The organism is Leptospira langatensis, assembly GCF_004770615.1.
Classification (GTDB): Bacteria; Spirochaetota; Leptospiria; order Leptospirales; family Leptospiraceae; genus Leptospira_B; species Leptospira_B langatensis.
This window is the reverse complement of the sequence record NZ_RQER01000001.1, coordinates 1-13588: the sequence shown is the minus strand read 5'-3', so window position 1 is coordinate 13588 and position 13588 is coordinate 1. Positions and strand designations below refer to the sequence as shown.

The following is a 13588-nucleotide window of genomic DNA, read 5'->3' as shown; positions in this document are numbered from 1 at the left end:
TTCTCCGAAAGGAAACGAGTCCCGGAAAATCATGTACAGTATTTTAAGCATTTTTTAAGATCTGTTAAATCTAGTTCAACCTGAAAGCACACACATGCAAAACGAATCCAATTCAATAGTTTCTATCCGAAACTTATCCAAGTCCTATGCCAACGGATTTACGGCTTTAAAAAACGTGAATCTGGAAATACAGAAAGGAGAGATCATCGCACTTCTTGGTCCGAATGGAGCAGGAAAAACAACTTTGATCTCGATCATTTGCGGCATCATAAATCCAAGTGAGGGATCCGTTTCCGTAAGCGGGTACGATATCATCAAAGATTATAGACAGACTAGATCCATGATCGGACTAGTTCCCCAAGAACTCACAGTACATGCGTTCGAATCCGTAATGGCCACGGTAAATTTCAGTCGAGGTCTATTCGGAAAATCGACGAACACCAAATATGTGGAGAGCATCCTTGGATCTCTTTCCCTTCTCGACAAGAAGGATAGCACGGTGCTCACTCTCTCTGGGGGAATGAAACGAAGGGTCATGATCGCGAAGGCTCTTTCTCATGAGCCAAACGTACTATTTTTGGATGAGCCAACCGCAGGAGTCGACGTAGAATTACGGAAGGATATGTGGAACGTGGTCCGAGCCTTGAGAGACAAGGGAGTGACCATCATCCTCACCACACATTATATAGAAGAAGCAGAAGAGATCGCGGATCGGGTCGGCATCATGAACAAGGGTGAGCTGATCTTAGTGGAAGAGAAATCCGTTCTCATGCATAAGCTAGGCAAGAAGCAGATCCTTTTGGACCTTGCTCAGCCATTAACTCGAATACCGGATTCTTTGAACTCGTACGAACTGGATATAAAGAATGAAGGCAAGCAATTGCTGTATACCTACGACGGACAGGATAAGGAATCCGGGATCGCAGCCTTCTTGGAAAATCTGAAAAAATCAGGGATCGAATTCAAGGATCTAAATACGATCCAAAGTTCTCTCGAAGAGATCTTCGTGCAACTGGTAAAGGAATCCAAATGAATCTGAACGCTATCAAAGCCATTTACTTTTTCGAAATGTCCAGAACGAGAAGGACTCTGATGCAGAGTATCGCTTCTCCCGTTATCTCCACTTCTCTTTACTTTGTGGTATTCGGTTCTGCCATCGGCTCCAGGATCCAAGAAGTCAACGGGGTCCCTTATGGCTCCTTTATCGTACCGGGCTTAATTATGCTTTCCTTATTAACGGAAAGTATCTCTAACGCATCCTTTGGGATCTATTTTCCTAAATTCACTGGAACCATCTACGAGATCCTATCTGCTCCCGTTTCCAGCATGGAAGCAGTCATCGGTTTTGTAGGAGCGGCAGCTACCAAATCCTTGATCCTAGGAATGATCATGCTTGCAACTGCTTCTCTCTTTGTGCCCATCCATATCGCTCATCCTTTTCTGATGGTGTTCTTCCTGATCCTGACCTGCGTCTCCTTCAGCCTATTCGGTTTCATAATCGGGATCTGGGCGGATAATTTCGAAAAACTGCAAGTCATCCCTATGTTAGTCATTACTCCATTGGTCTTCTTGGGGGGAAGTTTCTATTCAGCAAATATGCTTCCTCCCTTTTGGCAAACTGTAACATTGTTCAACCCGATCCTCTACTTGGTAAGCGGATTTCGTTGGAGCTTCTATGAGATCTCAGACGTAAGCGTAGGGATCAGTCTGGGAATGATACTGATATTCTTAAGCACCTGTCTATTCATCGTTGCTTGGATGTTTAAAACGGGATATCATATTAAGAAATAGAAATACTCTTATATAAAATATCTTTCCTCCGGACAGAAATAATGTAGCAATTGCTAAACCAGCTAATCCAAAGCAGGCGAGCAACCGAACACTAGTTCGGAGAGAAAGATAATCCAAAATGATTAGTGCCCCGTTCCATTAGCTCTTCCTAAATTAAGACATTCTCAAAACGTAAACTATCTGACAAACTTCTGAATCATTTTTGAACATATCTTAACTCTAATTTGTGACTCAAAGGAGCTCCCACTAACTCGCCCTTCTTTCTCGATCAAATGATATATAAAAGAAGAATGCATTTTAAAAAGTTTCTTCTTCCATCTTGCTTAAAAATTGCTTAAAATGGAATCCACTTGACTTCCATGCCTTTGCAGGGAAGCTAACAAGTCCGTTATGGTAGATTCCATTTTATTCTCGCATCATTCCATTGGTGTCTTTTCCTTATTTCTATTAACTCTCGTCCTCTCCGGGTTCCTGATCTTCAAGAAGGACAAGACCCTTCCCTCTTATTATCTAATTCTAATGTATCTCGCCTACGGGGTGATGTTCATAGGTTACTTTTTCTCGTATTCCATATTCGATCCTATTGCGGCTTATCATAGATATCTAACAGTATTCATTCTCTTCGGGATCGTCTGTTTCATCGCATTCTGCTACCATTTTCCGAGAAACATATATCCTAAGGAATCCAAGATAGTCCTGCCTCTCAGCTTACTGATGAGCCTAGTAGCATGGGTCCATTTCATGTACAAAACGTACAATATGGAAAAGATCTTCTCCTTTACGGCTCACCAATATAGTTTCGATTTCGGAAAAGAAGCGAGCGGGGTCATTCTACTCTGTTTTATCATCAGCACAGTCATATTAATTAGAAAAATATTATATTTCTCACAATACAAAGGGTTCCTGACCGTCGTGAGCGGAAAGTTCAAAGACTCCCCTGCATTGGTCCGTATTCCGGTCCAATTCCTGATAGGAATTCCACTTGCATTTCAAAAGATCATCTTCGCAAAAGGAAAAGAAGCGATCGCACTGAGAGCCTTCCTATTCACCGTCATACTCAATATAGTCAACGCATACAACAACGTGCTGAATAAGTCCGGAGTCATCTCTTACGATACCTTTGCGATGACTTACTTCACTCTTTCCGTAACGACCATCTTCTTCATCCAAAGCGCGTATCTGAACCATTCCCCTGAACCGACTAGCTTTATGGTCAAGATCCTTTCCAGTGCTGTGGTTACCGTGATCCTCGCCTTAGGAGCGATCAGCTATGTCACTCTGTATGCGATCGATAGGGCAAATGAGAAAGAAAGCATAGTGGAGATGAATTCGGTAAAAACGGCGATCCGAAACGGAGAAACCGACTTTCCTGCCAATGTGCAATACATCATCGCGAGACCGTCCGGCCCCGGAGTCTTCGATCATAAGTATAATATAATATTCTCCAGGGACAACGTAACGCAAACCAACCTCGTCGAAGGACAAGCCAGATATAAAAAGCAACAACTCCGAGACTTAGAAGAACAGAATAAGAGAAAATACAAAGGTCGAACGGATTACGAACTGGAAACAATTTCCTTAAAGGAATTGGAAACAACGGAACTGCCTCTGCAGACCAAGCTTTTCAGAATGGCCGATAATTTTTATGTTCATTATGATTTTGAATTGGATCGTACCAGATACGAGGTCGGATTCAGTTATAGGGAATTTAGAACGGTCATCCACAATGTGGCTCGCTGGTTGGTACTGATCCAACTTGGTACTACAGTCTTTATCCTGATCGTTTTCCCGATCTTACTTAGGGTCAGCCTGATCCATCCTTTGAACCGACTTCTATCCGGAGTAGAGAAGGTAAACCACGGGGACCTGAACGTAAACGTTCCGATCAAGACCATGGACGAGGTGGGGTTCCTTTCTCTCTCTTTCAACTCTATGGTGGATTCGATCCGAAGCGCTAGAGAACAACTCCAAGACTATGCAAACCATCTAGAAGAGAAGGTAGAAGAAAGGACCAGAGAAGTTCAGGAAAAGATGATGGAGGTCCAGCAGCTCAAGATCCAGCAGGACGGGGATTATTTCCTAACTTCCCTCTTGGCCAAGCCTCTCTTTTATAACGCAAATAAATCTTCCAAGGTAAATACGAATTTCTTAATAAAGCAGAAGAAGTACTTCGAATTCCGAAATAAAAAAGGGGAACTCGGCGGAGATATCTGTATCACCGGGAACCTGAGACTCGGAACTCCTACACAATACCAACAGTTCACGATGGCGATGAATGGGGATGCGATGGGAAAATCCATGCAGGGAGCAGGAGGTTCCCTGGTAATGGGAGTGATGATGAATTCCATCATGGCCCGTTCCGCTGCAAACAAAAGAATATTGAACAAGACCCCGCAAGAATGGCTAACGGACGTGTATTTCGAGGTGCATTCCGTATTCAAGAGCTTCGACGGAAGTATGGTAATATCCGCCACAGTTGCCTTGATCAATGATGAAACAGGCGAAATGCATTATTGGAACGCAGAGCATCCATTCTCGGTTTTATACAGGGACGGAAAGGCTTCCTTCTTAGAGAATGATCTTGAGCTTAGAAAGCTAGGACTGGATTCGGAATACGAGTTCAAAGTAAAAACATTCCAGCTACATCCGAACGACGTGATCATACTCGCTTCCGACGGAAGAGACGATCTATTGTTAAATCACTCGAACGGAAAAAGGATCATCAACGAAGACGAGACTTTATTCTTAGAAGCAGTCGAAAGATCCGGATCCGATATAGAGCTTATCGAGAAAAGTATCCGAAGCACAGGCGAAGTCATCGATGACCTTTCTATTCTTCGGATCGGGTTCCAAGAAGTAGGATCTCCTAAGTCAATGCCTCCGAAAATGGAGGATAGCGACGATTCTGCCGAAAAAGTCACTCTCCAAACATTGTACAAAGAAGGAAAGGAACTCTATAAAAGCGGAGAAGTCCAAAAGGCAATCTCCGTTCTACTCGAAGCCTATTCCGCAGATCCCTCCAACCAAAGGATCAACAAGCTATTAGGACTGATCAGTTTTAAAGAAAAGGATTATCCTTTGGCAGTAAAAATACTGAGTAAGTATCTGGTCGATGATCCGGATACTGCTGAACTCTGGTACTATCTCTCTCTTGCGGAAAAGAGATTGGGAAATTTAACTCAATCCTTAGAAGCAGCTATGATGGTGAACAAACTGCAGCCAATGAATGTGCAGAACTTGGTACATCTTTCCGATCTAAATCGACTCTTAGGCAAAAAAGCGGATGCTATCGAATTCACCAAAACCGCAGAGGATATAGATCCGGAAAACAAGAACATCCAGAAACTCAAAAAGCTATTAGAGATAGAATAAGGAATTCCTTCTCTATCTTCCATAGCCTCAGGATCTATAATTTACTAAAATTATAAGAATATTCGAGAAACTCAATACTCTTCGTCGGACCAACCTACATCGTTCAAGAAATCGTCGTAGGTCCCGTCGAAGATCCGGATCTCATCGTTATCGAACACGATCAATTTGGTGGCGACCGCTCTTAAATGCATTTCATTGTGAGTCACCATAATGACTGAGCCATCGAATTCATCGATCGCCTCGATCAATGAATCGCAAGATTGCATGTCCAAGTGGTTGGTAGGCTCATCCAAATAGAGTATATGACAAGGAGTCACGAGTATTTTCCCGAGAAGCACCCTACTCTTTTCTCCTCCGGAAAGGACCTTGATCTTTTTTAAACCCTGATCGTCGGAGAACATCAAACCGCCGGCGATCGTACGAGCTAACCATTCCGTGCAAGACTTGTCCGCACTCATGATCTCTTCGACAACGGTAGCGTTCTCGTTCATATTCAGCTTATTTGTCTGACCGAAATAACCTTCTTTAAGAGCAGGATGCTTTTGCACGGTTCCCGAAGAAGGCTGCAACTCACCCGCAAGTAACTTTAGAAGAGTGGATTTTCCCTTACCATTCTTTCCGATGATGCAAATACGATCCCTCTTGCCGACGCTGATGGAAAAATCCTGGATCAAAAACGGTTCCTTTCCGGAATAAGAGAAGGAAATATTCTCCGCAGCCAGCATCTGATTGGCAGCGAAAGGAGCCGCATTAAAGTACAATTCCAGATCTTGGATGTTCTCTAAAGCCTTCATCTCTCCTTGCTTCTCTAGCTTCTTAACCCTGGATTGGGCTCTACTCGCAAAACTTGCCTTTGCCTTGAACTTAGCGATAAAGATCTCTTCTTGTTTTCTCTTCTTAGCCTCGTTCAAACGAGTCCTTTCATAGATCTCTTCTGCTTGATTGATCTGATTATAAAGTTTGTCCGTATCGCCTTGGACCTTGACTGATTTCGCTCTATGAATGGCCGCAGTATGAGTAACTACGCTGTCCATAAAACTTCTATCATGAGTTACTAATATAATCTCGCCTTCCCATTCCCTCAAGAATTCCTCGAGCCAACGAATGGTAACGATGTCCAGATAGTTATTCGGCTCGTCCAACATCAAAAGGTCGGGACCGGAAACCAAAAGCTTAGCAAGATTCATTCGGATCTGATAACCGCCCGAGAATTCGTTCGGATCTCTCTCCATATCCGCTTCGGAAAAACCGAGACCGGAGAGAACCTTCTCAACCTGCCAAGTTTCGTATTCTTCTCCTTCGGGAAGACCGAGAGCGCATTCTTCCAAAACAGTAGGTCTGGTAAAGTGCAGATGCTGTTGCAAATGACCGATCTTATAACCCTTAGGAACGATGATCGTTCCGGAATCAGGTTCGACCGCACCCAGGATCATCTGAAAGATCGTGGACTTGCCATGACCGTTCCTACCCACAAGGCCTAATTTTTCTCCCCGATTCAGACTCAAATTCAGATCGTCGAAGAGTACTTTGGAATTATATATTTTATGAAGATTAGAGATCTTTATCATTGCGGCGGCTCTTTAAACAATAGGACCAGAGTTTAAAAACAGCCTCAGATTTCACTCAAAAATGATTACTGACCGAAAGAGCTGAAAGGTCTCAGCTATTCTAAACGACAGCCCTTGGAGTTCCGAAAAATCGCTTTGGCCTTCCATTCCGAAAAATAAGAGGAAAATCTAACTTCTAAAGAATCTTCTCCTTGGATCCATTCATCCGGGAAGAAGAACTGACGAACATAATCCTTGCAATACTCTTCCGAGCCCTTGACCACAAACAAACAGGAACATCCTTCTTTCGCAGCAAAAGAAGGATAGATCCTTGCCAAAGGATCCGGAAGTAATCTGAATTTGAAGATCGCAAACAGGATCAGACCTATGATCAAGAATAAGGAAAACGTAATCAATACGATCTTAAAGAACTTTCCCATGCCAAAAGCGGATCGATTTCTCATTCTTCTAATCCTGGCAATAGTCGATCGATAAAATCCTTCATCGGGAACTTCCCTCCCCTATCGTTCCCAAAACGCACAACGACTAGATCTAACTTAGGGTCCACAACCATATACTGTCCCCAATGCCCGGATGCGAAAAAAGCATCGGCAGATAGATTCGCAAAGAACAACTTATCCGTTACCGAGTCGAAACGGTTCACATACACATGCCCACCCATAGGAGGAAAGGGCAACCAACTCAAATACCAAGGCCTATGCTTCCTAGGATCATGCACACGGAACGTATCCGCAATCCAATCCTTCGGAAAAAGACCGGAAGGATGTTGTCCCCAACCCTCTCGGATATAAAACTCGCCCAAATGGGCCAGATCCCTCGCGGATAGATATGCATACGAAGAAGCGATCGGTACTTCCTTCCCATCCGTCTCCCAAACAAAAGAATGAATTCCCACGGAACGAAGATATTTGTCCGAGTAATCCTTACCGACAATCCGCGTGAGAACCGCGGACAAAAGATTGGAATCCCCGCTGGAATAAGCAACATGCTCCCCTGGCTCATAAGAAAAACCTAATTTAGAAATGTATCGGGCAATATCGGAGCGAGCGTCTCCGTAAAGGATCTCTAAAATATCCGAATCCAAGGGCGCCCATTCGTATCTCTCCTTCCAATCCAGTCCCGAAGCGAAGAAGAGAAGATCTTTCACTTTCAGATCCTTCCGAAAAGATACATTAGGATCTTTTAAATAATCCACGACCGATCCGTCTAATTCCATTTTTCCGGAAGCGATTGCTTCAGCCAAGGCTCCATTCAATAAGAATTTGCTAATAGACCAAGTAGGATGCAGGGTCTCCGGTCCGAATTCTGAAAAGTAAGCCTCCATTCGGATCTTCCCCTTATGCAAAACCAAGATCGCGTTTGTCCGGACCCTGCCTTTGCTCTCTCGAAACAGTTCCTCGGTACTCCATCTTGCCAACGAATGAAGACTTCCTTCTCCTGTTTCCAGGAACTTTGTGGAATAAGGCAATGTCTCCCTTCCGCAGGAAAGGAATAGAAAACCGAATAAGAACGAAAAGAGGAAAACTCTCATGCAAGCACCGGCTTTTTAGACAAACTTCGTTCCTATATATATCCTAAAAAACGTTTCGCAAATATTACATTATATGGGCCCCTTTCTGCAAAAAGGTTTGGGCGTTCCCCGCACACAAACCGCCTATAAAGTAAGAATAAACGTAACAACGTGCGGGTCGGGCGCCTCCAAGTTCGGGCATTCGCCCTCATCCCTTCGGGACGCTTCGCGCTTTCCGGCTCCCTAACGCGGAAAATTAAAATTGACCGATCATTGTAGCATTCGTTACAATGATCAAATTGAGTTCCCACATGATGTAAGAGGGCGGGATCCCAAAAGATCGAAATGCAATAGAAATACAGAGCACGATTCGAATTTCCTAATGAGCAGTGAAAATCCAAAGGATGGGAAAATAGAAATCGGAAAATGAAAATAACCGATCCAATTTAGGAGAGTCTTATGGGCCAAACAATCGTGTCTGAGCGCATCCATCCACAGATCCGCAAACCGAAATTTCCATTAGAAAAGATCAAAAGAGAGAGCGGCTTCGGAAAGAAGATCCCATTCTTCACCGCGTTTCTCTCTAGCTTAAGCGTTCTCTTTCCGGAAGGAGAAAGATTCTTTATACGCTCCGTGAAAGCATTTCAAAACGAGATCCAAGACGAAACCCTGAGAAGTGAGATCAAGGCCTTTGCAGGACAGGAAGCGGTCCACGGAAACGTTCATGATAAATTGAACGAAAGATTTGTAGAGATAGGACTCGATTTTCGCAGTCATGAGAAAATGTTCTGCTGGCTCTTCTTCGATATCCTAGAAAAGAATATCCTGAAATTATTCCCTGTCTGGGGAAAGAGATTAGCACTTTCGATCACTGCGGCAGCAGAACACTTTACGGCGACTCTCGGCAGATTCTTACTCTCCCTTCCCCCAGAAAAAGTAGCCTGGATCGATCCGATCACCTGGAAGATCATAGAATGGCATTCTCTCGAAGAATTAGAGCACAAGGCAGTTGCCTTCGACGTATATCAGAAATCTGGTGGAGGATACTTCACTAGGATCTTTGGAATGACGATCGCAGTGCAACTCCTAGGACTCTTGGCAGTCGTAGGAACAGTGAGAGCATTATTCTATTTTGGATTCCCGAATCCGAAACAGATCGTTCGGGACATCCGATTCTTCTTCGGCTCTCCGGGGTTCACTTGGGCAGTGATATTCTATATATTAGAATATTATTATTGGGGATTCCATCCGAATAACGAAGACGATCAGGCATTGATCGCTAAGTTCTCAACTATAGTAGCGTCTTCCGCTTACTAAGATACCAAAGAAGAATTCAAAGAACTTTCTTGGTGCAAGGCAAGGCTCTCTCTTTTCCCGAAGGAGAGAGCTTTTGTTCCTAACGATCCAGCCTATTCAGGGTAGCATCTCGAAATCAGCATTGGACCAAATCCCGCATTTGCCTGATTCACTAGAAAATCCTACCGAATTATTCCGGAATATAGATTCCGCATTGTAATATGCATCTTTACGCGGAGCACTAATCTATTTTTATTTCGCAGCACACAAAAACAACATTCGAAGTTTCTAAAGTTTTTTGCACTGCTCAAAAATAAAACGTTACCCGAAAGAGGATACCATACAGAGAGTCGCATAACCAACGCAAACGTCAGGAAATAAATATACACACTTATATAAAATATTTATTGACCAAACCATTCCGATCCATATTCTTTCTCGAATATTTCGAAAGTATATCGCCCGTTATGCTTGCGTTTCCGCTTTCGAAATTCCCCAAAACATAACCCGTAGGTTTCTAAGGTTGCTATCGATGATCGATCAGGAGCAAAGTTTTCGCCGATTCGTTTGGGCCCTCGAAAAGAAATGGATCCAAACCGTCTGCATATTGGGATTCACTCTAGTCCCCTTGTTCGGAGGACTGGATTATTTCATTATTCCTAAGGAATATCTGGATGAGAACCTGGGATACTTTCTTACCTTGAGAGCCTTCGCATCCGTTTTTGTTTTGATCCAGTATTGTATACTTCGTCTTTCCAGTCCGAATCCTTGGAATACGATCCACGCTTATGTGTTTACCTTCGTTGTGGGAGGGATCATCACTCTGATGACTACCCGACTCGGAGGTTTCGAGTCCTCTTATTACGCCGGATTGAATCTTGTCCTGATTGCTGTGAATCTATTTCTTCCTTGGAACGCTATAAAGGGAGCCTTGAATAGCTCGATCATCCTTCTACAATATCTGATCGTGAATCTCATCTTCGATAACGACTATAAGCTGATCTCCATTATCAATAATCTATACTTCTTAGTGGGGACAATGATCATATCGGTCACCATCGCTCATTTTAAGTTCTCACTCACCAAATCTGAGTTCGAGAAGATGGATGTGATCAGTACTCTGAAGTCCCAACAGGATGGGGATTATTTTCTGACCTCTCTCGTATTGCAGCCATTGAGTTTGAATTTATCCAAAAGCGAGATCGTTCCTGTAAACTTCTTCACTAGCCAAAAAAAGAAATTCACCTTCAAGAATTGGACCCAGGAGATCGGGGGAGATATCAGTGTCTCCAACGTAATCACCCTAAAGGGTAGAAGGTACGTAGTCTTTGTGAATGCGGACGCCATGGGCAAATCCTTACAAGGAGCGGGAGGAGCCATCGTGTTCGGAGCGGTGTTCCATGCGATGATCCAAAGGACCAAGATGCTAGAAGCGAACCGGAACCAATATCCGGAAAGATGGCTAAGAAATGCAGTAATCGAACTTCAGAAGACTTTCGAGAGTTTCGACGGTGCAATGATGATCTCTTTAATCATCGGGCTCATAGACGAGGAAACTGGGCTGGTTTATTATATCAACGCGGAGCATCCTTTTCCCGTTTTGTACAGGGAGGGAAACGCGAGCTTTATCGATTCACAAATGTATTTCAGAAAGATCGGTATGTTGGAGATCAAGAGTCGCTTCTTCGTAAGTCTATTCCAGCTTCTTCCCGGAGATAAACTTCTCTTAGGTTCGGATGGAAGAGAGGATCTTATGGTCTTCGATCCCAATATCGGAGGAAAGACCATGGTGGAAGACGAGAACTTCTTCTTAAACGTAGTAGAGAAGGGAAAAGGAGAGTTAAAGGGAATTGTGGAGACTCTCAAAGAATCGGGCGATATTATCGATGATCTTTCTCTTGTGCAAATTTCCTACAATCCTTCCAAGAAAACTAAGGAGTCGATCGAAAGTTCCGGCGGATCTCCCAATTGGAACGGATTCCATACGAATGAAAACGGAGTAGAGAAGACGGAAGAGCTTGAGGCATTAAAGAGAATGGTTTCTGCCTCCGTAAAAAGCGGAGATGTGGAAGAATGCATCCGCGCCGCAACGCAACTGGTAGAGTTGTATCCCGGAGAAAGTAGTTACTTCTATTTTTTAGCAAAATATTTCAACAAACACAAAGACTATCGCGAGTCCGTAGAACAAGGAGAGCGTTTCCGTTATCGACAACCCGATCATGTGAACAATCTACTCGTGCTTTCCGACTCGTATCGCAGGTTAGGAAACAAAAAAAGAGCGGAGCTTCTCTTAAAGGAAGTATTCGCCTTCGAGCCGGAGAATCAAGTAGCGATCAATCTTTTAGGGAAATTAAAAAATCATAATGGAAAAGACCTCATCCAATCAAATTGACAGAAACTCAGAAAAACTCATCCCGAAAGAGGAAGTTTTCGTTCCGACCTATCGTTGCCTTTATCGGATCCATTCCGTAAACGGCGAGAGCAAAACCATCGAAGCCCTCTTAGGCGACATTTCCAAGTATGGAACAAGGATCGTATGTGATGAGCGGATCATGGCCTCTCCCAGCCTTGGAGCAGTTCTGGGCATGAGCATTTTTACAGATGTATTGCAGTACAGTCGTAAGTTACGCGGTGTTATTCGTTGGGAAAAGAGATCCGAAAAAGGATGGGAGTACGGGATCCAATTCGACGAGCCGATCCATTTGGATCTGTTCCGGGCTATCCATAATACCTTGACCGGGATCAAGGTTCGAGTAGAGTCCGCAGAACCTAAGACTCCCCACCAAAAAGCACTATCGATCGTATTCCAAACTAAGGAAAAGATCCAAAGCATACAACCCCTTCTCTCTCAATTGGAATCCAGCTTAAACGATTATGAATACGCAGTGGGCTATAATCTAAAAGAAGAGATCTATCATTCCGTATTCCTTCTTCTCGGTCCTATTTATAATTTCTTAAAGGAAAAGACGAACGAACTGTATCACGAACTTAATCCTTCCGAGATAGAATACAATTTCTCCTATCTTAGGGAAGAGTTGCAATGCTATCTATTTCTGGATCCATTCGTCAAGCGGGCGACTACCAAGCCTCTCGGTTACGCAGGCGATTTCGAAATGATGGATGCAATTTATAGGGATACGAACGAAGGAACAAATCTATTAGGTAAGAGCCTTCACAAATGCACCTTGAATCTGAAATCGGCTCAGGCAGTATTCCATAGACAGAATTTCTTTTATCGGACCATTCTGGACCGACTCAAAAAGAAGGAAGGAAGGCTCTGCGTATTATCGGTAGCTTGCGGTCCTGCAAGAGAAATGGTGACTCTCATCAATGATGCCGATCAACAGCTGTTGGATAAATTAACGATCTATCTCTTAGACCAGGATCCAAGGGCGATCACAGAGGCGAAGCATGGCATCCGGATCGCTTTATTAAAGAATCATAAACAAGTGGATTTTCATTGCTTGAATGTGGAGATCGCTAGATTTGCAGCGAACCCTGGTAAATACGTGGATCAAACAGGTATCGATATGATCTATTCTGCCGGCCTCTTCGACTATATAAAGATGAAAACCGCTCAAAAGATCTGTTCTCATCTTTATTCCCTCCTGGATCCAAACGGCGAGATCTTTCTGGGAAATTTTTCCGACGCCTCCGACGAGATCGGTATCATGGAAGTCATGGATTGGAGCCTGATCTATAGGAGCGACGAAGAACTAACGAAATTTGCCGATTCCATACAAGGTCCGAAAACTGTGGGAGTTATAGACGACGTATTCCCTCAAAAGTTTTTCTATCTAACCAAGGCGAAGGATCTCAAACAAGAGAACGGACTTATCCGAAAGATAGAAAAAGTCGATGATGCGAGTGCGATCTCTTAGAAAGGGGCAAGGGGCTCGTCTCGTTTTAGTGGCGGGTATTTTCTTAAGAAAAGGTTTCTAAATTCGCCAAAGGAATTTATTTGCGGAACTTTAAAGTAAAAACAAAAAAGCCAGGTGTGTAACCTGGCTTTTGAATTTTTGCGTTCTATTTGCACTTAATAACTGGAATG

At 43.5% G+C, this 13588-nt stretch carries 9 protein-coding genes; 6 read left to right on the top strand and 3 right to left on the bottom strand.

Features of this window, described 5'->3' with window-relative positions:
- Positions 1 to 94 precede the first annotated feature (94 nt).
- From EHO57_RS00045 to EHO57_RS00035, 3 genes are all read left to right on the top strand, one after another.
- Positions 95 to 1033 carry an ABC transporter ATP-binding protein gene (locus EHO57_RS00045; RefSeq protein ID WP_135646748.1) on the top strand — a complete coding sequence of 313 codons (939 nt, stop codon included), beginning with the start codon at positions 95 to 97 and terminating at the stop codon, positions 1031 to 1033.
- Entirely contained in the window at positions 1030 to 1791 is a 762-nt protein-coding gene (locus EHO57_RS00040; protein WP_135646747.1) for an ABC transporter permease, read from the top strand. Before EHO57_RS00045 ends, EHO57_RS00040 begins: the two co-directional genes overlap by 4 nt.
- Before the next feature lie 390 nt (positions 1792 to 2181).
- On the top strand, positions 2182 to 5163 hold the full coding sequence (locus EHO57_RS00035; RefSeq protein WP_135646746.1) for a SpoIIE family protein phosphatase: 2982 nt from the start codon (positions 2182 to 2184) through the stop codon (positions 5161 to 5163).
- 71 nt (positions 5164 to 5234) lie between these two features.
- Here the strand turns inward: EHO57_RS00035 and EHO57_RS00030 are convergent, their stop codons facing one another.
- From EHO57_RS00030 to EHO57_RS00020, 3 genes are all read right to left on the bottom strand, one after another.
- Positions 5235 to 6731: an ABC-F family ATP-binding cassette domain-containing protein gene (locus tag EHO57_RS00030; RefSeq protein ID WP_135646745.1), complete on the bottom strand. Its 1497-nt coding sequence runs from the start codon at positions 6729 to 6731 to the stop codon at positions 5235 to 5237.
- 95 nt (positions 6732 to 6826) lie between these two features.
- On the bottom strand, positions 6827 to 7174 hold the full coding sequence (locus EHO57_RS00025; RefSeq protein WP_246050415.1) for a hypothetical protein: 348 nt from the start codon (positions 7172 to 7174) through the stop codon (positions 6827 to 6829).
- Positions 7171 to 8262: a serine hydrolase domain-containing protein gene (locus tag EHO57_RS00020; RefSeq protein ID WP_135646744.1), complete on the bottom strand. Its 1092-nt coding sequence runs from the start codon at positions 8260 to 8262 to the stop codon at positions 7171 to 7173. Before EHO57_RS00020 ends, EHO57_RS00025 begins: the two co-directional genes overlap by 4 nt.
- A 438-nt stretch (positions 8263 to 8700) precedes the next feature.
- Here EHO57_RS00020 and EHO57_RS00015 point away from each other — a divergent pair, with 438 nt between their 5' ends.
- From EHO57_RS00015 to EHO57_RS00005, 3 genes are all read left to right on the top strand, one after another.
- Entirely contained in the window at positions 8701 to 9558 is an 858-nt protein-coding gene (locus tag EHO57_RS00015) for a metal-dependent hydrolase (protein ID WP_135646743.1), read from the top strand.
- Between the two features lie 511 nt (positions 9559 to 10069).
- Entirely contained in the window at positions 10070 to 11929 is a 1860-nt protein-coding gene (locus EHO57_RS00010) for a PP2C family protein-serine/threonine phosphatase (RefSeq protein WP_135646742.1), read from the top strand.
- Positions 11901 to 13418: a PilZ domain-containing protein gene (locus EHO57_RS00005; protein WP_135646741.1), complete on the top strand. Its 1518-nt coding sequence runs from the start codon at positions 11901 to 11903 to the stop codon at positions 13416 to 13418. The genes EHO57_RS00010 and EHO57_RS00005 overlap by 29 nt, the downstream gene beginning before the upstream one ends.
- Positions 13419 to 13588: the final 170 nt, after the last annotated feature.